General features: G+C 64.0%; 21 protein-coding genes and 1 pseudogene. 11 read left to right on the top strand and 11 right to left on the bottom strand.

Features of this window, described 5'->3' with window-relative positions; all coding sequences use genetic code 11:
- Positions 1-62 precede the first annotated feature (62 nt).
- The 6 genes from flhB to flgB form a co-directional block, all read right to left on the bottom strand.
- Positions 63-1,145, bottom strand: a complete 1,083-nt coding sequence (gene flhB, locus P0Y65_04710; GenBank protein ID WEK05562.1) for a flagellar biosynthesis protein FlhB — start codon at positions 1,143-1,145, stop codon at positions 63-65.
- A complete protein-coding gene (gene fliR, locus P0Y65_04705) occupies positions 1,145-1,912 on the bottom strand; it encodes a flagellar biosynthetic protein FliR (protein ID WEK05561.1) in 768 nt (255 codons plus the stop codon). The genes flhB and fliR overlap by 1 nt, the downstream gene beginning before the upstream one ends.
- A gap of 2 nt (positions 1,913-1,914) precedes the next feature.
- On the bottom strand, positions 1,915-2,181 hold the full coding sequence (gene fliQ, locus P0Y65_04700) for a flagellar biosynthesis protein FliQ (protein ID WEK05560.1): 267 nt from the start codon (positions 2,179-2,181) through the stop codon (positions 1,915-1,917).
- Between the two features lie 74 nt (positions 2,182-2,255).
- Positions 2,256-2,591, bottom strand: coding sequence for a flagellar hook-basal body complex protein FliE (locus P0Y65_04695; GenBank protein ID WEK05559.1), 336 nt, complete (start codon positions 2,589-2,591; stop codon positions 2,256-2,258).
- 10 nt (positions 2,592-2,601) lie between these two features.
- Positions 2,602-3,012, bottom strand: coding sequence for a flagellar basal body rod protein FlgC (flgC, locus tag P0Y65_04690; protein ID WEK05558.1), 411 nt, complete (start codon positions 3,010-3,012; stop codon positions 2,602-2,604).
- 13 nt (positions 3,013-3,025) lie between these two features.
- Positions 3,026-3,433: a flagellar basal body rod protein FlgB gene (gene flgB / locus P0Y65_04685; GenBank protein WEK05557.1), complete on the bottom strand. Its 408-nt coding sequence runs from the start codon at positions 3,431-3,433 to the stop codon at positions 3,026-3,028.
- A 183-nt stretch (positions 3,434-3,616) separates the two neighbouring features.
- Here flgB and P0Y65_04680 point away from each other — a divergent pair, with 183 nt between their 5' ends.
- A complete protein-coding gene (locus P0Y65_04680) occupies positions 3,617-4,255 on the top strand; it encodes a flagellar biosynthetic protein FliO (protein ID WEK05556.1) in 639 nt (212 codons plus the stop codon).
- Complete coding sequence (gene fliP / locus P0Y65_04675; protein WEK05555.1) at positions 4,230-5,015, top strand: flagellar type III secretion system pore protein FliP; 786 nt, start codon at positions 4,230-4,232, stop codon at positions 5,013-5,015. The genes P0Y65_04680 and fliP overlap by 26 nt, the downstream gene beginning before the upstream one ends.
- 26 nt (positions 5,016-5,041) lie before the next feature.
- Here fliP and P0Y65_04670 read toward each other — a convergent pair whose 3' ends face one another.
- From P0Y65_04670 to P0Y65_04650, 5 genes are all read right to left on the bottom strand, one after another.
- Positions 5,042-8,380, bottom strand: a complete 3,339-nt coding sequence (locus P0Y65_04670) for a hypothetical protein (GenBank protein WEK05554.1) — start codon at positions 8,378-8,380, stop codon at positions 5,042-5,044.
- Positions 8,381-8,524: 144 nt separating this feature from the next.
- Positions 8,525-9,643 carry a hypothetical protein gene (locus P0Y65_04665; protein WEK05553.1) on the bottom strand — a complete coding sequence of 373 codons (1,119 nt, stop codon included), beginning with the start codon at positions 9,641-9,643 and terminating at the stop codon, positions 8,525-8,527.
- On the bottom strand, positions 9,640-10,068 hold the full coding sequence (locus tag P0Y65_04660) for a DUF6468 domain-containing protein (GenBank protein WEK05552.1): 429 nt from the start codon (positions 10,066-10,068) through the stop codon (positions 9,640-9,642). The genes P0Y65_04665 and P0Y65_04660 overlap by 4 nt, the downstream gene beginning before the upstream one ends.
- The gene (gene fliM / locus P0Y65_04655; GenBank protein ID WEK05551.1) at positions 10,068-11,231 is read right to left on the bottom strand and encodes a flagellar motor switch protein FliM; all 1,164 of its coding nucleotides are present in this window, start codon (positions 11,229-11,231) and stop codon (positions 10,068-10,070) included. The genes P0Y65_04660 and fliM overlap by 1 nt, the downstream gene beginning before the upstream one ends.
- Positions 11,231-11,749: a flagellar basal body-associated FliL family protein gene (locus P0Y65_04650; protein WEK05550.1), complete on the bottom strand. Its 519-nt coding sequence runs from the start codon at positions 11,747-11,749 to the stop codon at positions 11,231-11,233. Before P0Y65_04650 ends, fliM begins: the two co-directional genes overlap by 1 nt.
- Positions 11,750-12,036: 287 nt before the next feature.
- Between P0Y65_04650 and flgF the strand changes: the two genes are divergently transcribed.
- The 9 genes and pseudogenes from flgF (at position 12,037) to P0Y65_04605 (ending at position 20,091) form a co-directional block, all read left to right on the top strand.
- Positions 12,037-12,774 (top strand): flagellar basal-body rod protein FlgF, encoded by a 738-nt coding sequence (flgF, locus tag P0Y65_04645; GenBank protein ID WEK06729.1) that lies wholly within the window; start codon positions 12,037-12,039, stop codon positions 12,772-12,774.
- A 15-nt stretch (positions 12,775-12,789) separates the two neighbouring features.
- Complete coding sequence (gene flgG, locus P0Y65_04640) at positions 12,790-13,575, top strand: flagellar basal-body rod protein FlgG (protein ID WEK05549.1); 786 nt, start codon at positions 12,790-12,792, stop codon at positions 13,573-13,575.
- Positions 13,576-13,589: 14 nt separating this feature from the next.
- On the top strand, positions 13,590-14,534 hold the full coding sequence (gene flgA / locus P0Y65_04635) for a flagellar basal body P-ring formation chaperone FlgA (protein WEK05548.1): 945 nt from the start codon (positions 13,590-13,592) through the stop codon (positions 14,532-14,534).
- A gap of 17 nt (positions 14,535-14,551) precedes the next feature.
- Positions 14,552-15,289: a flagellar basal body L-ring protein FlgH gene (gene flgH, locus P0Y65_04630; GenBank protein WEK05547.1), complete on the top strand. Its 738-nt coding sequence runs from the start codon at positions 14,552-14,554 to the stop codon at positions 15,287-15,289.
- A gap of 217 nt (positions 15,290-15,506) precedes the next feature.
- Positions 15,507-16,997, top strand: a complete 1,491-nt coding sequence (locus P0Y65_04625; GenBank protein WEK05546.1) for a carboxypeptidase M32 — start codon at positions 15,507-15,509, stop codon at positions 16,995-16,997.
- A gap of 123 nt (positions 16,998-17,120) precedes the next feature.
- A pseudogene (locus P0Y65_04620) lies at positions 17,121-18,715 on the top strand (ABC-F family ATP-binding cassette domain-containing protein).
- 100 nt (positions 18,716-18,815) lie between these two features.
- Positions 18,816-19,250, top strand: a complete 435-nt coding sequence (locus P0Y65_04615) for a curlin (GenBank protein ID WEK05545.1) — start codon at positions 18,816-18,818, stop codon at positions 19,248-19,250.
- A gap of 24 nt (positions 19,251-19,274) precedes the next feature.
- Entirely contained in the window at positions 19,275-19,664 is a 390-nt protein-coding gene (gene csgH, locus P0Y65_04610; GenBank protein WEK05544.1) for a curli-like amyloid fiber formation chaperone CsgH, read from the top strand.
- A 25-nt stretch (positions 19,665-19,689) separates the two neighbouring features.
- Positions 19,690-20,091 (top strand): curlin, encoded by a 402-nt coding sequence (locus P0Y65_04605; GenBank protein WEK05543.1) that lies wholly within the window; start codon positions 19,690-19,692, stop codon positions 20,089-20,091.
- Positions 20,092-20,143: the final 52 nt, after the last annotated feature.

Raw genomic sequence — 20,143 nt, 5'->3', positions numbered from 1 at the left:
GGTAAGAGGATACCCCTCCTAACCTCCCCCTGACAGGGGAAGGATAGGTGGGGGTATTCTCCCTACCCCGCCTTCCACCCCGCCCCGCGCTTGAGCCGCATCACGAAGCCGATGACTTCGGCCACCGCCTGGAAATGCTCGCCGGGGATGACGTCGTCGACCTCGACCGTGGCGAAGAGCGCACGCGCCAGGGGCGGGTTTTCGACGATCGGCACGTCATTTTCCTTGGCCAGCTCGCGAATGCGGAAGGCCACGGCATCAGCGCCCTTGGCCACGCATTGCGGGGCCTTCATGCCCTTGTCGTATTTGAGCGCCACGGCAAAGTGGGTCGGGTTGGTGATGACCACGGTGGCATCGGGCACGGCGGCCATCATGCGCTTGCGCGACTTCTCGTGGCGCAGCTGGCGCAGCTTGCCCTTGACGTGCGGGTCGCCTTCCATCTGCTTGTATTCGTCGCGCGTCTCCTGCAGCGTCATCATCTGCTTCTTCCACCACTTCTGGCGGACGTAGAAATAGTCGGCACCGGCAATCGCGGTGACCACGATCAGCACGGCCATGAAGATCTTGACGCCGAGCTCCTGGAAATCGGCCAGGATAATCAGCGGATCGGCCGTCATCATCGTGTCGAGCCGGTCGCGCTCGGGCCACACCACCATGATCACCACGGCGCCGACCACCGAGATCTTGAGCAGCCCCTTGCCGAAATTGACCAGCGACTCGCCCGAGAACAGGCGCTTGAACCCGGCCAGCGGGGAAACCTTGGAGAATTTTGGTTTCACCGGCTCGCCGGAAAACAGCGGCTGGTGCTGGATCAGATTGGCAAGGATCGCGCAGACCGAGAGGATGATCAGCGGGATCAGCACAATGCCCAGCAGCGTATAGGTGAGGCTGGTGACGAAGGCGGAAAAGCCGGCGCCGCTGAGATCGAAGCGGTCGGCATTCATCATCAGCACCTTGAGCGCTTCGGCCAGACTTGCCGCCGCCCCCGGCCCCATGCCGGCAAAGATCGCGGCAGACCCCAGCAGCATGAACCAGGTGACGACCTCCTGGCTCTTTGCCACGTCGCCCTTCTCGCGCGCGTCCTGCAGCTTCTTTTGGGAAGGGTCTTCTGTTTTTGAGTCGTTCTCGGGGGCTTCGTCAGACATTAGCCCCTCCACATCGCGAGGTGATTTTCAAAAGCGGTCAGATACCAGCCCATCATCGAGGTCAGCACCAGGGCAAAGAGGATGAGCCCGAGCGCGATATTGGCCGGCATCAGCACGAAATAGACCTGCAGCGCCGGCATCAGCTTGGCCAGGATTCCCGCGCCCAGGTTGAACACCAGCCCGAAGACGATGAAGGGCGCCGACATCTGTACGCCAATGGTAAAGGCCGAGGCGACGGTGCGGATCGCGAGCTGCGCGGCATCGTCGAACATCAGCGGCGCATCGAGCGGAAACACCATGTAGCTGTCATAGGTCGCCGCGAGCGCCACGTGATGCAGGTCCGTGGCAAAGATCAGCACCATGCCCAGAAAGCTCAGGAAGCTGCCGAACACCGCGCCCTGCACGCCCACCTGCGTCGGATCGGCGGCCATGGCGGCCGACAGGCCTGTCTGGAAGGCGATGATGGCGCCGGCCACCTGCGTCGCCATGACGGTGATGCGCACGATGGCGCCCAGGATCAGCCCGATGGCGATCTCGTGCAGCAGCAGCGTCAGGATCACCATGAAATTGTCCGGCATGGCCGGCATGCTGTCGGCCAGCAGCGGATAGACCACCAGCGTGAAGGCCAGGGCAAAGCTGAGGCGCATGCGGACCGGGATCATGTCCTCGCCCAGCGCCGGCATCAGCATCAGGATCGAACCGATCCGCGCAAACAGCAGCAGATAGATGAAGGCGGTGCTGGGCAGCCAGTCGAGCCCGACGGTCACGCTCAGCCGCCCACGATGATCATGTCGACCACGCGGTTCATATAGCCGCCCATGGTGGCGCCGACGAATGGCAGGGTCAGCAGCATGGTGACGAAGATGGCGATGATCTTGGGCACGAAGACCAGGGTCTGTTCCTGGATCTGCGTCAGCGCCTGGAACAGCGCGATGATCACGCCGACCACGAGGCCGACAATCATCATCGGCGCCGAGACGATGATCAGCACCCAGATGCCGTCACTGGAAATGTCGAGAACTTCGGCGCCGGTCATCTTGGCCTTCCTGCGCACGAATCGCGCGGGGTTAAGATAATCCTAACGCGCCCGATGAGCGATGCATGTGCCGATCAAATCGGCATGCGCATGATTTCTTCATAGGCCGAGATCACCCGGTCGCGGACGGTGACCATGCTCTGGATGGCGATTTCGGTCTCGCTGAGCGCGGTGACCATGTCGACCACATTGGCCTTGCCATTGACCATGTCGAGCGACATCTGGTTGGTCGCGGCGCCCTGCTCGACCACGCCCTGCACCTGGCTGGCCAGCATGTCGGCAAAGCTGTTGCCATTGCCCTGGTTGGCCAGCGCCATCAGGTCGGTACTGGGCTTGGCGGCCTGGTTGATCAGCCGGCTGGCATTGCCATAGGCAGCGGTCGCGGCATTGAAGGGAGTGGAGATGGCCATTTATGGCTCCTTAACCGCGCAAAATGTCGAGCGTGCGCCCGAGCATCTGCCGCGTCACGGTGACGACGTTGAGATTGGCCTCGTAGGTGCGCTGCGCCTCGCGCATGTCCATCGATTCAACGAGGGAATTGACGTTGGGATATTGCACATAGCCCCGCTCGTCGGCGGCCGGATGGCCCGGTTCGTAGCGCGTGGAAAAGTCGCTCATGTCATAGGCGAGCTTGCCCACTTCGACGATCTTGCCGCCCACTTCGGCGTCAAAGACCGTCTGAAAGGTCGGGATGCGGCGGCGATAGGGCTCTTCGCCCGGCGCCTTGCCGGCCGAGTCGGCATTGGCGAGGTTTTCCGCCAGCACCCGCATGCGCGCCGTCTGGGCATGCAGGCCCGTGGCGGCAATCTTCATCGACGAGTTAAAGTCCATCTGCGCCTACCGCCTATGCCTGACGCCCGAGGGCGGTTTTGATAATGCTGATGGATTTCTGGTAGAGGCCGGTCGCCGCCTGGTAGTCCATCATATTGGTGGTGACCTTCATCATCTCGTCTTCGAGCGTCACCCCATTGCCTTCCGGCGTGATTTCGAAATTGGCCATGCGCTGCGCGCCAAAGGCGCTGCCTTCCGCACTGCCGACCGAAAAATGCATCGGCTGCGTCGCCGTGGTCGTCACCGTCGCCGAGGACATTGCCGTCTTGCGGTCGCCATAGTCATATTGCGCCAGATCCCGCCCCTTGAACCCGGGGGTCTCGGCATTGGCCACGTTCTCGGCCAGCAGGCCTTGACGGGCCTGATGCCAGCGCATCTTGTCTGTGAGTGCCGAAAACACCGGCATATTGATAAGGCCCATTGGGCGACGCCTCCCGCGAGTCTCGGAAATGACCGCGATAGGCAAATCTTGCCGCCCTATGGTTAATCAACCGTTAACCGATGCGGTTTAGGGCCATGCCTGCCTCGCATTCTGCACATTTCTGCGGATGTGGTAGGCAGTATGTGCCGCCCGGATTCGGGCTGACGACTGTTTGGAGCAGAAATGAACTTCCTCACCAGCCTTTTTGGCGGTTCGAACAATACCGTGCTCACCGCGGTTTTCGCCCTCGTGGCCGTCATCGCCGCCATATTGCTGGTGCTCTGGCTCCTCAAGCTGCTGTTCAACGCCACCGGTAATGTCACGCGCGGCCGCAACCGGCGCCTCGCCGTCATCGACTCCCTGGCGCTCGATCCCAAGCGGCAGCTGCTGATCATCCGCCGCGACAATGTCGAGCACCTGATCCTGGTCGGTGGCGCGCAGGACCTGCTGATCGAAGGCGGCATCGAGGTCGAGGCAGCGCCCGCCGCCCAGCCCAGCCGCCGCCCCATCCCGACGGTTCCGAGCCGCAAGCCGCCCATGGCGCCGATCGCACCACAGCCGTCTGCACAGCCCAAGGCGCCGCCGGCGACCGCCATCGAACAGCTCCAGCAGCTGGGCCAGAACACCGGCAAGAAGCAGCACCTCTCGCTGCGTCACACCGGCCTGCTGCGCCCGGTAAAGGACGCAGATGCTTCGATTTCCCCCGAAAACTCCACGGCTCCCGTCGTCTCCGTCGCCGACTCAGCTAAAGAGGACAGGGCACGGCGTGACGTAGAAAGCTCCGACTTTGTCGACAATGACAACGAGGCTAACCGCAAGTAAGGCTGCGCCGTCGCGCCTGCGGCGGCTCGCACCCCTTGCCGGCATTGCGGCGCTGCTCCTTCTGGCGCTGACGCCGAGCCTGGCCTTTGGCCAGGATGTGTCGATCGACTTCGGCGACGACACCACCATCACCGAACGCGCCATCCAGATCATCGGGCTCATCACCCTGCTCTCGCTGGCGCCCTCCATGCTGGTCATGGTGACGAGCTTCACGCGCATCGTCGTGGTGCTCTCCCTGCTCCGCACCGCCATTGGCCTGCAGACCGCGCCGCCCAACTCGGTGATGGTATCGCTCGCGCTCTTCCTTACCCTCTTCGTCATGCAGCCGACGCTGCAGCAGAGCTACGACCAGGGCATCGCTCCGCTCCTTGCCGGCGAGATCGAGATTACCGAAGCCTTCGAGCTGGGGTCCGCGCCGCTGCATGAATTCATGCGCGCCAATGTCCGCGAACAGGATCTGAGCCTTTTCTACGACCTGACCGACGCCCCGGTCCCCGACGAGCCCGAAGCCATTCCGCTGCAGCTGCTGATTCCGGCCTTCATGATCTCGGAACTCCGCCGCGCCTTCGAAATCGGCTTCCTGCTGTTCCTGCCCTTCGTGGTCATCGACATGGTCGTGGCCTCGGTGCTGATGAGCATGGGCATGATGATGCTGCCCCCGGTGGTCATCTCGCTGCCCTTCAAGCTGATCTTCTTCGTGCTTGTCGATGGCTGGTATCTGGTGGCCGGCTCGCTGGTGAGAAGTTTCGTCAGCGGCTGACGACGCGGGTCAGCCCCCGGCAGATATCAGTTCGAAGCCATCCCCGCGCTCGGCTGGGTGGCGTTGAGCGGCGCCAGCGCGCCTTCGCCCGAATAGGTATCGCGATAGGAGGCGAGGAAGGCATTGATGCCATCCACGCCTGAGACCTGCGCGGCGACAGCCTTGAATTCGAGACTGTCGACCGAGATCTGCCCGGTCACCAGGTCGAACATCGGCCATTCCGGGCTAGTCACCATGCCGTCGCCGAACTTGGCGCGCAGGCGCGACAGGCCGAACTGGTCGCCGGCCAGCACATAGCCGACCGCAGCCTTGATCAGGCCCATGCGCACCGGCGGCTGCAGTGGCGTCGGCGAGCTGGCATAAAGCGCCTCGATATCGCCGCTCGCCTCGGAGTAGCGCCGCGCCTTCCAATGGGCGTCGATGCGCAGCAGGGCCGCATCCTCGCCGGTCACATCGCGCAGCAGGTCGAGCGCCAGCTGGTCGCGACCGCCATCGATCATCGCCCGGGCTTCGAGAATCCGGCGTTGCCGCGCCAGCGATTCCGGAATCTCCGGCAGGCGCGTTGCGTTGAGCACGCGAATGGCATCCTGCGGCCGGCGGTCGGCGAGGTAGATGACGGCCAGGTCAGCCGCGATCTGCGTCTTGGCCACGCCGCGCAGACGGTTGTCGAGCTGGTATTCCAAAAGGTCCGCGGCCTGGTCGAGCAGGTCAACGCGCACCAGGCGCCGCGCCAGGTTGCGGATCATCTCGTCGCCGCGCGCGCCCGGTGGGGTGAGCTGGCGGAAATCGTAGTAGATGCTGAGCGCTTCGACGGGACCCAGCGAATCCGCTGCGCCATCGAGGAAGAGTTCGCTGAACTTGGCCTGCGCCTCGTCGCGCAGCGCATTGATCGGCGGGCTTTCGGGATAGCTGCCCACGGCCTGGCGCACGGTTTCAAAACCCAGCCGATAGCTGCCATCGCGGAAGTAGAAATCAGCCAGCATGGCTTGCATGTCTGCCTCGAGCGGATTGCCGCGCCACAGCAGCGCTTCGGCCGATAGCGTCTCGGCCGCCTTGGCCAGATCAAGCGTACCCCGCTCGTCGAGCATCTTGAGCGTCCGGTAGATCGCCTCGGCGCGGGTCGGACGGATATCGGCGGCAATCACCTGCCCATAGGTGTCAATCGCCTCCTGCGTGCGGCCGCGCGCCTCGTCGGTGCGCCCGTTCAGCAGATGGAATAGGCTCGCATCCTCCGGGCTGAGGCTGGCGAAATCGATCAGATCAAGGAAACGCTCGGCCATGGCCGGATCATTGGTTTCAACCGCAGCGCGCGCCGCGGCGAAATAGAACCTGTTGCGCACCCAGACCGGATAGGATTCGACGATGGTATTGGCGCCCAGCGCATCGGTGCGCGCACCGGGAAAATCATAGGCATCGGCGCGGGCGATCGTTCGCCACACCAGCGCATCGACCTCCTGCCCCATTGCATCGCCATTGAGGATGGCCAGCGCATCCCTGGGACGGGATGCCAGCGTATCGGCAATGGCCCGCGTCAAACGCATTTTGCGCGTCAGATCTTCCGACTTGAGGTCGGCCTCCATGACGGAAAGCACGCCCAGAGCCTCATGGGCAAAACGGTTGGCGACATAATATTGCGCCAGGTCCAGCCGGGCCGTGTCGCGCGCGCGGCCTTCGGCACTCGCAGCCTTGGCCGAAAGCTCTTCGACGTGGCCGGTGAGCGCACCATAGTCGCGCTCTTCCAGCGCTTCGATATCGACAAAGCTGCCCCGCAGGCTTTCCGCCACGGCAGCACCGAGGGTGCGCGGCATGTCGCTGGCCGAAACCGTCAACCCGCCCGGCGTCGACAGCACAGCCAGCGTATTGTCGACGGACACTTCCAATTCCGGCGTCTTGGGCTTGATTACCAGCCCATGCACGCTGCGCAGCGCGGAAAACTCGACATAGTCCAGCGTACGCGTCACGCCGCGCGCCGGCGGATAGGCCGTGACCACCTTGAGCTGGTCGCCGATCAGCGGATCGCTGAAGTCATGGATACGGCCCGGCCGGGCAACATCGGCCACCACTTCGAAGGCGCCTTCAAGGTCACGACGGCGGCTGAGATTGATCGGCTCGGTGGGGGTGAGCATGATGTCGCCCAGCGACAGCACCCAGGCCATGCCTTCCGAACCCAGCGTCGCGAGGCGATCCTGCGACAACTCGACCCGCACCACCTGCGTATCGCTGGAGGGCACAACGGTAAATTCCTTGGCGAGCGCACTGAGCTCCGCCGACTGGCTCGGCGCCTCGATGCCCGAAACCGTATCGAACACCAGCCAGACCGTGTCGCCACGGCGGAACACGGCGGCCGGCGTATCCTGCTCGAAGGGGAAGACGACGCGCACGGTCGAACCGAGCACGCTGACGAATGGCGTGACGTTCTCGCCGGCGGTCTCGGGGAACAGCATGTCGACGCGCGGTGCCTCGGCGGCAGCGGCAGTTTCGGCCTGCGCCTCGGAAGCCACGCCATCGGCGAGGCTTGCCGGCGTGATGCTGGGCAGGCCCTGCCCCGCAACATCGATATCGAGCACATATTGCGTGGGTGAATTCTGGTAGAAGCGCGGCGTGATGCCTTCGGCCATCTGCAGGGTCACCAGCGCCCCGTCCGGGGTGGCCAGCGATTCAACCGATGCCACTTCGGGTGGCAGATCGAGGCTGAGCTCGCGCAGGTCGATCTCGACCGGCCATTCAAAGGCGAGGTGCGAGGTCTGCTCTTCCTGCACATATTCGGCCGTGGTCGGCACGGTCCAGTCGAACTGCAGGCGCAGGAAGGTCGGATTGCGACCGACGCGCACCGTGGCGCGGGGATCGAGCTCTTCGACCTGACTGGCCTTGCGCGCCCGCTCGGCCTCGATGGCCGCCAGTCGCGCCCGTTCGGCCAGCTCGTCGATGATTTCCTGCGGCAGGGCCGGCGGCAGGCCCTGCCAGTCGGCGGGCATCAGGTCGATGAAGAGCTTTTCGCCCGCTTCGGTCGTATTGTAGTTGAAGGCCGCGCGGAGACCGATGCGCAAGCCCCGCCCGTCGGGATCGACACGGGCCACCGACAGGTAATCCGGCATGGTAACGCTGACATCGGGCAGCACGACCGAGATCGGCTCCTCGAACGTCATCGAGATGACCCCGTTTTCGATGCGCAGGCGGTATTCTGGGAGGCTGTCGCGGCTGGGGAAGCTGAGGATCAGGCGGGCAAAGCCCTGCTCTTGAGTGGCAAAGAGCTGGCCGCGTTCCTGGGCATGGGCAGGCGCAAGCATCGCCATGACCAGCACCGCCATGCCGATCAGGGCGGCCCAGCGGACCTGCCTTACACTTGCCTTCAACGCGGTCTTCACCGGCTTCTGCCCGCCCGACGCACACTATTGCGCACGCAGCGGAGCTTTCGGCTCCGAAATGACGCACGCAAGGGTTACACGATACTCAACATCGTGACCCTAGCGCCCTGTACTTAACGTCGCCTTACGCTGAAAGGGAAAGTCTTATTGACCAACGATTTGGGGAAGTGCTGCGGCCAGATCGTCTGGAGTCATCTGGTCGACAGGCTGCTCCGAGAGGTCTGCCATCGCCACCGTCAGCTCCTGGGCGCGGGTCGGATCCATCGCCGCAAGGATCGGAGCCATCTTGCGCGGGTTCATCGTCTTGGACACCTGCAGCAGCACCGCCATGTCCAGATTGTTGAAGATATTGGCCGCATCCTTGGGGCGCATGGTCTCATACATGGCAACGATGCTGGCGAACTGGCCGGTTTCCATCTGCTGGCGCTGATCGACCAGGGTGGAGATCTGGGTTTCGAGGGCCTGCAGCGTTGCCGTGCGCTCCTCGATGCGCTTTTCGGCGGCATCGACGATGGAGGCGCGCAGGGTCAGGTCTTCCTCATACTGCTGCAGCTCGTTGCGACGCGTGGTCAGGCGCTCCAGCAGCTGTTGGTCAGTGCCGGAGGCGGTGTCCGAGGCGGTGCCGATCGCCACGGCCTGACCATCGGGGCCCAGCTCCATCGGAATGGCATCGCCCGAGGGCAGGCAATCGATGACCGTGGCGGCAAAGCTGCCCTCGGGCACCTGGACGCCTTCGGCCTCGGTGGTCGGGGCTTCGGCTGCGGTTTCGGGCTGGCCAGTGGACGGCGCCTCGCCATGCCCGCCGCCGGCGCTGGCGCCGCCGTCGTTCATGATGACTTCGCCGCTGTCGGTGATCGTTGCATTGGGCTCGACGCAATGCAGGCCCGGTGTCGAGGCACCAACCGCCGCGGCGTGATCGCCGCCAGCCTCGGCCGGAGCCGCACCATGATCGCCGCCTCCGGCTGCAGCGGGGGCCGCACCATGACCACTCCCGGCCGCCTCGGCCGCAGCGCCAAGCGTTGGCGCGCCATCATCGAGCGTCGGGCTCGAATCTTCAAGCGTCGGCGCATCGGCGGGCGTAGCCGTGCCATCGCCACCCACCGCCGCGCCGCCTTCACCGCCTTCAGAACCACCGCCCGCAGCGCGGGCCATGGTCACGCCCGTCAGCAGATAGCCGCCATTGGTGACAAGACCCATGGTCTTGAGCACCAGCAGCGCAGCTACCGCCATCACGACGACGGGCAGAAGGCGGATCCTGTTCACGCGGCAACTCCACGGGTACGGACGCGGCTCGACAGGGCCTCAAGCGCCGACTGCATCTTGTTGGGCGCCTCGACGGGCTCGATGGCCTGACTGTGGCGGGCAACGCTGGTGATCTTGACGATACGCTCCATCAAGACAGTGCCGGCATTGACGTGATTGGCCAGCTCGATGCCGAAGCGCTCGGCTTCCTCGAGGCGGGAATTGAGCGCCAGATCGGCTTCTACGGCCGTCTGCTTGAGCTCGCGGATCGCCTGGTTGGCGAGGTTGGTCGCGCCGACCAGGTCCGCCACCATCTGCCGCAGCACGTCCTTGTCGGCATGCAGCCGCTTCAGGCGTCCATTCAGCACCACGCAGTAACCGATTGTGAGCGCGAGAAGAACGGCAACGGCGCCCTCTACCAAAAAGCCCAACGGCAAACCGAACATCAGCGTCCCTCCATTTTTTCGTCGATCGCTTCAAAGACCGCCATGGTCACCTTGGGCGGGTTCAGCGGGCGCGCGACGCGCACCGATACATGATTGCCGATATGGCCCATGATGGCCTCGGTGAGCTCGACATCGCCGCAGCGCAGCCGCACCGGATCGGTCGGCGCGCGCTCGAACATGATGAGATCGCCCGTCTTCATGCCCAGCACCTGCGACAGCGGCAGGTCCTGCTCGTGCAACACGGCCTCGATCTCGACATTGGCGGCATAGATTTCGGTGGCGAGATGGCCTTCCCAGATCGGGTCGCGGCCGAATTTTTCACCCATGAACATCTGCAGCAGCTGTTCGCGGATCGGCTCGATCGTGGCGTAGGGCAGAAGGATTTCGATCTTGCCGCCGCGATCGTCCATCTCGATGCGCAGCTCGATCAGGATGGCGGCATTGCCCGGGCGCGAAATCGCGGCGAAGCGCGGATTGGTTTCCATGCGCTCGAGCCGGAAATTGACATCGGTCACCGGCTCGAAGGCACGATGGGTGTCTTCGAGGATGATCTCGATCATCTTGCGGGCCAGCGCCATTTCGATCGTCGTATAGGGCCGACCCTCGACGCGGATCGTGCCACCGACGCGACGGCCGCCCAGCAGCACGTCAATCATCGAGTAGATGAGGCTCGAGTCGACGGTAAGCAGGCCATAGTTCTCCCACTCCTCGGCCTTGATCACCGAAAGAATGGCCGGCAGGGGAATGGAGTTGAGATAGTCGCCGAAGCGCACCGAGGAAATCGAATCCATGGTGACTTCGACATTGTCACTAGTGAAATTGCGCAGCGAGGTCGTCGCCAGCCGCACCAGGCGGTCGAAGACGATTTCGAGCATCGGCAGGCGCTCGTAGCTCACCAGCGCCGAATTGATCAGCGCCTGCACGCCGGTCAGCTCGACATTGCTGCCGATGCTGGCGTCAAAGCCGAGCAGGCTGTCGATCTCGTCTTGGTTGAGCACGCGATCCGGACCACCCTCGGTCTCGGCGGCGCTTTCGATCATGGCAGCCCATTCGGCCGCAGCCGCGGCAGCGCGCTGATCTTCACTCAGCCCGTCGCCAGGCCCGCCCAGATCATCGAGTCCCCAGTCTTCCGAAAGCTTGTCTTGATCCGTGGGTCCGGCCATCACTGCACCAGGATTTCCTTGAAGAGGATGGATTCCACCTTCTGGGGATAGATGGCGACATTGACGCGGCGCAGCAGCTCTTCCTTGAGGCGATAGACCCCCGCCGAGCCTTCGAGATCGGAGCGGCGCAGCTCGCGCAGATAGACCTGGAAGGCATCGACCACCTTGGCCATGCTCGGCTGGATTTCCGTCATCACTTCCTGGCTCGCCACTTCGAGCGCCACGGTCAGCTTCATGAAAGCGCCCTGGGAGTTTTCACCGCTGAGATTGACCACCATCGGCGGCAGATTGAAGATGAAAGTATGGGCAGCAGCGCCGGGCGCACCATGGCCATCGGCCGCCGCAGCGCCATGTTCACCGGCAGCATCGGCCGAGGACGACGAACCCGACGACAGGAAAAAGAACAGCCCCGCCCCGCCCAGCAGCACGACAATGGCGGCGGCACCGATGATGATGAAGAGCTTGGGAATGCCCTTCTTGACGGGCGCGCCCTCTTCGACTTCTGCTTCCGCGGCCATGCAAACCTGCCAAATTCGGGCTTTTCCGGACGATTCCGGCTGTCACACCAGCTAAGGCGCTGATGGTTAACGAATGGTTACAAAACCACTTCAACCGGCAATTTTTGCCGGGCAGGTTTTGCCGGATGCGGAAACTATAACCCGGCAGGCCTAACCCTCGTAAAATGCTATCCATATGATTTTATTCAAAAATCCGAATTGGCATGGTTTTCGCAATGTTAAGGGCGAGGCCAGGGCGTGGGGACGCAAGGGTCTCGGGGATGTTAACTTTCCGGGGATCAGCAATGATCGAAAATGCACAACTGATCGGCCTCAGCCGTCAGATGGGACTCCAGAGGCAGATGGACGTGCTGGCCAACAACATGGCCAACATCAACACATCCGGCTTCAAGAGCGAGCAGATCCTGTTTGAAGAATATGTCATGCCGGTCGCCCGCGACCAGGACTTCCCCCGCATGGACCAGCCGCTTTCCTATGTGCAGGACTGGGCGACCATCCACGATCTTTCCGGCGGCGCCATGGTGCAGACCGGCAGCGACCTCGACGTCGCCCTCAATGGCGACGGCTTCTTTGCCGTGGAGACCCCCGCCGGCGAACGCTGGACCAAGGCCGGCAATTTCCAGCTCAGCGCCACCGGCACCCTGGTCGACGCATCCGGCAATCCCGTGCTCGGCGACGGCGGCCCGATCCAGTTCGGCCCCGACGAAACCGGCATCCTGATCGGCACCGATGGCTCGATCAGCTCCAGCGCCGGCCAGAAGGGTCGCCTGCGCGTGGTCGAATTCGCCAATCCCGAGACCCTGACCCGCGAGGGCAGCAACCTCTGGGCCGGTGGCGAGCCTCAGGTCGCGGTCAACAGCCGCACCATGCAGGGATTCATCGAAAAGTCCAACGTCTCGGGTGTCGCCGAGATGGCCGAAATGATCCGCGTGACCCGTGCCTACGAGTCCGCTGCCAACCTCGCCCAGAAGCAGGATGAGCTGCGCCGCAGCGCCATCCAGACGCTCGGCCAGGCCAACGTGTAATCCGGAGTACATGCCATGAAAGCCCTCTACATCGCATCGACCGGCATGAGCGCGCAGGAACGCAACGTCGAAGTCATTTCCAACAATATCGCCAACATGCGCACCACCGGCTTCAAGCGCCAGCGTGCGGAATTTGAAGACCTGCTCTACCAGCAGGTGACCCGCGCCGGCGCCTCGACCTCCGACCAGGGCACCATGGTTCCCGCCGGCCTCGAGATCGGCGCCGGTGTGCGCACCGTCTCCACCCCGCGCGTGATGAGCCAGGGCGGCGTCAACATGACCGAGCGCGAGCTCGACGTGGCCATCCGCGGCGAAGGCTTCTTCATGGTGCAGATGCCCGACGGCCGCACCGCCTATACCCGCGACGGCTCTTTCGAGCGCTCGGCAGAAGGCGAGATCGTCACCTCGACCGGCTACCAGATCGACCCGGGCATCACCATTCCCGGCACGGCGTCCGAAGTCTCCATCGGCCCCGATGGCACGGTCAGCGCCACCCTCGATGGCGATGCGGCCTCGACCGTCCTAGGCCAGCTGCAGATGGCGCGTTTCGTCAACAAGTCGGGCCTGGAATCGCTGGGCGACAACCTCTTCCTCGAAACTGCCGCCTCGGGTCCTGCCCAGGTCGGCGTTCCCACTGCCGATGGCATCGGCAACCTGCTGCAGGGCTACCTCGAACTTTCCAACGTCAATTCCGTCACCGAAATCGCCGACCTCATCGCCGCCCAGCGCGCCTACGAGATGAACGCTCGCGTCATCTCGGGCGCCGACGAGATGATGCAGGCCACGAGCCAGCTGCGCTGATAGGAGCCCGATAGATGAAACTTCGTTCCGCCCTCGCAACCCTCTCGACGCTGCTCCTGGCCAACACCGCCTTTGCCGCCCCTGTGCTGCGCAGCGACATCATGGTATCCGCGCCGCTCGTCACCGTCGGCGACATGTTCGAAGACGCCGGCACCCAGGCCGAGACAGCCCTCTTCCGCTCGCCCCAGCCCGGCACCAGCGGCCAGGTTCCCCTGGCCGATGTCACCGCCGCCATGACCCGCATCGGCCTCGCCCAGTTCGACGCTGCCGGCGTCACCGCCATCCGCGTCACCCGCACGGCAGCCGTGGTCGATGAGGCCGCCCTCAACGACCTGATCACCCAGGATCTCACCGCCCGCGGCATCGTCACCGGCGACATGAGCCTCGATACGCTCTTCACCCCTGCCTTCACTCCGGTCAATGCCGAGGACGTGGCCAATCCGGTCAGCGTCATCTCGCTGCGCTACCTGCCCGGCAATGGCGCCTTCACCGCCCGCTTCTCGATCGCCGGCAAGGCGGAGCCGGTCGATGTCTCGGGCACGATCGAGCTGATGGTCGAGGCCCCCCATATCACCACCACCCTGCCCGCCGGCGCCCTGCTCGCCGCCGACAATATCGAGATGCGCCCCGTGCCGCTCAAATATGTCGAGAACCAAGGCACCGTCCGCTTCGAGGACGTGATCGGCAAGACGCTGACCCGCCAGAGCCGCCAGGGCATGATGCTGCGCCCCAGCGATGTTTCCGTCCCGGCCACCATCGCCAAAAACGATGCCGTCACCATCTATTTCCGCAAGGGCCTGATGACACTCAGCGTCAAAGGCCAGGCCGTGACCAGTGCCGCCCAGGGCGCACCGGTCCAGGTGCTCAACCTTATGTCCAAGCGCGTCATCAGCGCCACCGCAATCGCCCCCGGCGCAGTGGAAGTCGGCAACGACCCACTCGCCCTGGCCGGCCTCTGAACGTTCAGGAGAACACAATGAACCTCGTCAAGCTCGCAACCCTCCTGACCCTCGCCGCCGCCATGACCGGCTGCGCCACCACGGACAAGCTGGCCAGTATCGGCACGGCCCCGCCGCTGACTGCCATCACCGATCCCACCACCACGGCGGGCTACCAGCCCATCAACATGCCCATGCCGGCAGCCATCGCGGACACCTACCAGCCCAATTCCTTGTATCGGACCTCCGCGCGCGGCTTCTTCAAGGATGAGCGCGCCCACCGCATCGGCGACATCGTCACCATTCTGGTGACCATCAACGACAGCGCCAAGATTGCCAACACCACCCAGTCGGGCCGCAGCGCCTCCAATGCCGGTGGCCTGGGCGGCATTTTCGGCTCGGTCGTGGAAGGCGTGAGCCAGGGCGCCATCGACCCGGAAACCGCCCTCGAAATCTCGTCCTCGACCAGCAACAGCGGCAATGGCTCGGTCAACCGCTCGGAAAGCCTCGAAACCTCGATCGGCGCCGTCGTCACCCAGGTCCTGCCCAATGGCAACCTGGTCATCGAGGGCCGCCAGGAAGTACGCGTCAATTTCGAGGTCCGCGACATGATCGTCGCCGGCATCGTGCGCCCCTCCGACATCCAGGCCAACAACACGGTCCTCTCCTCCAAGATCGCCGAAGCACGCATCTCCTACGGCGGCCGCGGCCAGATCACCGACGTCCAGCAGCCCCGCTACGGCCAGCAGGCCATGGACGCGATCCTGCCGTTCTAGAGCGACGTCCACCCACCAGTTTCCTCGCCACACATTCCCCCAATGGTGTGGCGAGGCCCGGCAAGCCAGAAGGCTTTCGCCCGGCCGGCTCCAGAAAGAAACGGCCTTCCAGAGGCGCAGTCCCCCGGCTGCGCCTCTTCCCTTTTGCGCCGGCGCCGCACCTTGCTCCCGCCGCCCCGCTGTGGAACACATCTCCCACCTATTCCGGAGCTCCTGCATGTCATTCGAAAAACTCGACGCCCTTGGCCGCAAACTTGAAGCGCTGGAACATGCGTTGTCCATCCTGGGTGCCGACGAGGCGACCCATATGGCAGTTGGCGGTGGCGACAAGCGGGCCGAGGCCATGTCCAACCTCGCCGGCATGTATCACGAGCAGGCCACCGCCCCCGAAATCGCCGATTGGCTCGAGGCGGCGCAGCCCGAGAGCGAGGACCAGCAACTCGCCCTGGCCGAGTTCAAGCGCCAGTATATCAACGCCACCTGCCTGCCGACCGAATTCGTGCAGCGCCGCACCGCCGCCACCATGCGCTCCGAACAGCTCTGGCGCGACCTGCGCGCCAAGGGCGACTGGGACAGCTTCCTGCCCGCCCTCGAAGGCGTCGTGTCACTCGTCCGCGAGGAGGCCCAGCTCCGCGCCGATGCGCTCAAGCTCGCGCCCTATGACGCGCTGATGGATCAATACGATCCCGGCAATCGCACGGCCGAACTCGACGTGGTCTTCGATGATCTCAAGAGTTTCCTCAAGGGCTTCGTCCCCGAGGCACTAGACGCCCAGGACCGCCGCTTGGCCAAACGCCCGCGCAAGACGCTCAACGGCCCCTATCCGATCGAAAAGCAGCGCGAGCTGGGCCTTGCCGCCATGCGCGCCGTCGGCTTCGATTTCACCCATGGCTCGCTGGCGGTCTCGCATCACCCCTTCTGCGGCGGCGTGCCCACCGATGTGCGCATGACGACGCGTTATCGCACCGATGAATTCCTGTCGTCTCTCATGGGCGTGCTGCATGAAACCGGCCACGCGCTCTACGAACAGGGCCTGCCCAAGGACTGGTCGCACTGGCCGCTGGGCAAGGCGCGCGGCATGGGCATTCACGAAAGCCAGAGCCTTTTCGTCGAGATGCAGCTCTCGCGCAGCCCTGAATTCTGGGAATTCGCCCTGCCGCTGGTGCATCAGCATCTCGGCGAAGACGCCATTCCCGGCTGGGACATCCATGACATCCTCAACGAAGTGAACTTCGTGCAACGCGGCTATATCCGCGTCGATGCTGACGAGGTCACCTATCCGCTCCATGTCATCCTGCGCTACGAGCTCGAACAGGATCTGGTCAATGGCAAGCTCGAAGCCAGCCAGATCCCCGAGGCCTGGGACGCCAGGATGACCGAATATCTGGGCATTTCCACCATCAACGACCCCAAGGACGGCCCGATGCAGGACGTCCACTGGCCCGGCGGCGCCTTCGGCTATTTCCCCAGCTATACCCTCGGCGCCATGATCGCCGCCCAGCAATGGGCTGCCCTGGAAAAGGCGCAGCCGGGCCTGCGCGACGATATCCGCAAGGGCGACTTCACCGGCATCAACCAGTGGCGTGCCGACAATATCTGGAGCCAGGCCTCGCGCTGGTCGACGCCGGATCTGATTACCCGCGCCACCGGCGAACCCCTCAACGCCGACTTCTTCAAGAGCCATCTCAAAAACCGCTACTTGGCCTAGCCGGGTTGACACATCGGCGGATGCGCCTATTTTCAGGCGCATCCGCAGCACAGACCGGACGGTACTCAATGGATTCCAACGTGATCGACGCCATCACCCGCATCGCTCATCCGGAATCCCCCCATGCCTGCCTCCATCACGCTGCACCAGCTTTCCCATTCGACGCCCGATAACCACCCGCTTTTCACCGACCTCGACCTGTCCTTCGGCCCCAGCCGAACGGGCCTGATCGGTCGCAACGGCACGGGAAAATCCACCCTGCTCAACATCATCGCCGGGCTTGTGCCCCCTGCCTACGGATCGGTTACCATCACCGGTTCCATCGGCAGGCTGGAGCAGTCCGTGCAGGTGCAGGCGCATGACACGATTGCCGACCATCTCGGCATCACCGAACAGCTTGCCCGCCTTGACCGGCTCGAACAGGGCACCGGCTCACTCGACGACGCCGGCGAGGCCGACTGGACCCTGCCCGGCCGCATTGAGACCGCGCTGAAACAGGTCGGCCTGCCGGTTTACGAGACCAGCCGACCCCTCACCGCCCTCAGCGGCGGCCAGCGCACCCGGCTCGCCCTCGCCCGGCTGATCCTCGCCGAACCCGACATCATCCTCCTCGACGAGCCGACCAACAATCTCGACGCCGACGGCCGCCAGGCCGTGGTCGATCTGCTGCATTCCTGGCGCGGTGCGGCAATCGTCGTCAGCCACGACCGCGCCCTGCTGCGCGAAATGGACGCCATCGTCGAGCTGACCACGCTGGGCGCCAAAACCTATGGCGGCAATTGGGATGTCTATGCCGAGCGCAAGGCCCTCGAACTCGCCTCGGCCGAACACGACCTGACCACCGCGACCCGCAAGGTCGCCGAAATCGACCGCAAGATCCAGGCTGTCGCCGAAAAGAAGGCGCGCAAGGACGGCGCCGGCAAGCGCAAGGCGCAGAGGGGTGACATTCCCAAGATCATGCTCGGCGGCATGAAGGAAAACGCCGAAAACACCAGCGCCGGCAACACCCGCCTCGCCAACCGCCTGCGCAGCGACGCCGCGGAGGTCGCCAGCGAGGCCCGGGCAAAGATCGAAATTCTGACGCCCCTGTCGGTCACGCTAACGCCGACCAGTCTCCCCGCAGGCCGCACCGTGCTGCAGGCCGATGGCCTAACCGGTGGCCCCGACGAGGCCAATCCCATCATCCCCAACCTCTCGCTGCAGATCACCGGCCCCGAACGCGTCGCCATCACCGGACCCAACGGCTCGGGCAAGACCACCCTGCTCCGCCTGCTGATCGGCGAGCTTGCCCCGACCCATGGTGCGGCGAAAATCCTCGTGCCCCACGCCATGCTCGACCAGAGCGTTAGCCTGCTCGATCCAACCCTCTCCATCCGCGACAATTTCCGCGCACTCAATCCCGATGCCGACGAGAACACCGGTCGCGCGGCGCTGCCCGCTTCATGTTCCGCGCCGATGCGGCCCTGCAATTGGCGGGCACCTTGAGCGGCGGCGAAATGCTGCGCGCCGGCCTTGCCTGCACCATCGGCGGCAATCACCCGCCGCAACTGCTCATCCTCGACGAGCCGACCAATCACCTCGACATCCACGCCGTGGAACAGGTCGAGACGGGTCTGCGCAGCTACGATGGCGCCCTGCTGGTGGTGAGCCACGATGCCGATTTTCTGGAGGCCATCGGCATCACCCGGACCATTACTCTCTCGATGAACGCAAACTGAACCGCCATTTCAGGCGCCGTTCCAAATCGGGGGGCTAATTCTCGTGTCATCGGCAAGAAGCGTTCCAGAGGGAGGCGCCGCCGAGACAGGAGAGACACAAATGATCCGCCCGCTCATCATCACCGCCGTCGCCGCTCTCGCCATCAGCGCCATGGCAGCCCCGGTTCTGTCCAACGATGTCTTCGTCAACCAGTATGGCTGGGGCAACCAGGCCGGCGGCCAGCAGAACGGCTGGTACAACAAGTTCGGCGTGCACCAGACCGGCAAGTGGAACAGCGCCACCGGCAAGCAGAATGGCGGCAATAACGTCGGTGCCGTCGGCCAGCAGGGCAAGTGGAACAATGCCCAGACCAACCAGAACGGCTGGAACAATGCCGCCGGCGTCGGTCAGTTCGGCAACAACCACAACGCCATCATTACCCAGGACGGCAATGGCAACATCACCGCCGGCGTCCATACCGGCAATGGCTGCAGCGCCAATGTCATCCAGGGCGGCTCGGGCAATGTCACTGCCTTCGTCCAGGCCTGCCCCTGAAGCCGAACCCAAGAGGAGCCTCCCATGAGCATCTCGACCCGCACCGGCACCGTCGCACTGGGCCTCATCCTCGCCGCAATCGCCGCCACCGCCGGCATGGCCAATTCGGGCACCGCGAGCAGCGGTGTCGAATGCGGCATTGTCCGGACCAGCCAGGGCGGCATGCAGCAGCTGCAGGCAACGATCCTGAGCCCCAAGGCGGTCAGCGGCGAATATCGCCTGACCATCCAGAGCGCCAGCAATGGCGGCTCATCCAACATCAGCCAGAGCGGCGAATTCGTCGCCAGGGCCAATGAACAGACCACGCTCGCCAGCGTCACCGTCACTGCCGGCGCCCGCAGCACCGTGACCTTCGAACTCACGGCAAACGGCAAGAAATACGATTGCAGCCAGGACCTTGTCCGCCAGCTTTGAATCAATTCCCCAAGGGAGACCCGCCATGAAATTCGCCAAGACTATCACCGCAGCCCTGATCGCCACCGCAACCCTGTCTGCCCCTGCCATGGCCGGCGGCCAGTTCAGCTTCAGCTATTTGCCGAGCAAGGCCGAGCATCAGCAGGCGCTAGGCGCGGGTCTCCAGATCTATTCGCTGGTCAAGGGCCTGTCGTCCAAAGGCGCCAATGTCAGCCAGAACGGCAACAACAATGCCGCCGGCTTCAACCAGAACGGCTATGGCAACAATGGCCTGATCGTCCAGGAGGGCAATGGCCACCAGGGTCAGGTCCAGCAATATGGCAATGGCAACAACTGCGGCCTGTTCCAGTTCGGCAAGAACAGCCAGGGCCAATGCGCCCAGTATGGCAACGGCCAGTCCAGCATCACCACGGTCTTCGGCTTCTAGCCAAAGCGTTTTCAGCAAAAGTGGGAACCGGTTTTGCGGTTCGAAAACGCGA

It is taken from the genome of Candidatus Devosia phytovorans (assembly GCA_029202405.1).
In the GTDB taxonomy this organism is placed as follows: Bacteria; Pseudomonadota; Alphaproteobacteria; order Rhizobiales; family Devosiaceae; genus Devosia; species Devosia phytovorans.
Note: the sequence above shows the minus strand (reverse complement) of the source record. Positions and strands in the feature narration are given on the sequence as shown.

Excerpts from the sequence above, each read along its gene's own strand:
- flhB (WEK05562.1), bottom strand. The coding sequence starts at position 1,145 with ATGTCTGACGAAGCCCCCGAGAACGACTCAAAAACAGAAGACCCTTCC.
- fliQ (WEK05560.1), bottom strand. The coding sequence starts at position 2,181 with ATGACCGGCGCCGAAGTTCTCGACATTTCCAGTGACGGCATCTGGGTG.
- P0Y65_04695 (WEK05559.1), bottom strand. The coding sequence starts at position 2,591 with ATGGCCATCTCCACTCCCTTCAATGCCGCGACCGCTGCCTATGGCAAT.
- flgC (WEK05558.1), bottom strand. The coding sequence starts at position 3,012 with ATGGACTTTAACTCGTCGATGAAGATTGCCGCCACGGGCCTGCATGCC.
- flgB (WEK05557.1), bottom strand. The coding sequence starts at position 3,433 with ATGGGCCTTATCAATATGCCGGTGTTTTCGGCACTCACAGACAAGATG.
- P0Y65_04680 (WEK05556.1), top strand. The coding sequence starts at position 3,617 with ATGAACTTCCTCACCAGCCTTTTTGGCGGTTCGAACAATACCGTGCTC.
- fliP (WEK05555.1), top strand. The coding sequence starts at position 4,230 with ATGACAACGAGGCTAACCGCAAGTAAGGCTGCGCCGTCGCGCCTGCGG.
- P0Y65_04660 (WEK05552.1), bottom strand. The coding sequence starts at position 10,068 with ATGTTCGGTTTGCCGTTGGGCTTTTTGGTAGAGGGCGCCGTTGCCGTT.
- fliM (WEK05551.1), bottom strand. The coding sequence starts at position 11,231 with ATGGCCGGACCCACGGATCAAGACAAGCTTTCGGAAGACTGGGGACTC.
- P0Y65_04650 (WEK05550.1), bottom strand. The coding sequence starts at position 11,749 with ATGGCCGCGGAAGCAGAAGTCGAAGAGGGCGCGCCCGTCAAGAAGGGC.
- flgG (WEK05549.1), top strand. The coding sequence starts at position 12,790 with ATGAAAGCCCTCTACATCGCATCGACCGGCATGAGCGCGCAGGAACGC.
- flgA (WEK05548.1), top strand. The coding sequence starts at position 13,590 with ATGAAACTTCGTTCCGCCCTCGCAACCCTCTCGACGCTGCTCCTGGCC.
- flgH (WEK05547.1), top strand. The coding sequence starts at position 14,552 with ATGAACCTCGTCAAGCTCGCAACCCTCCTGACCCTCGCCGCCGCCATG.
- P0Y65_04625 (WEK05546.1), top strand. The coding sequence starts at position 15,507 with ATGTCATTCGAAAAACTCGACGCCCTTGGCCGCAAACTTGAAGCGCTG.
- P0Y65_04615 (WEK05545.1), top strand. The coding sequence starts at position 18,816 with ATGATCCGCCCGCTCATCATCACCGCCGTCGCCGCTCTCGCCATCAGC.
- csgH (WEK05544.1), top strand. The coding sequence starts at position 19,275 with ATGAGCATCTCGACCCGCACCGGCACCGTCGCACTGGGCCTCATCCTC.
- P0Y65_04605 (WEK05543.1), top strand. The coding sequence starts at position 19,690 with ATGAAATTCGCCAAGACTATCACCGCAGCCCTGATCGCCACCGCAACC.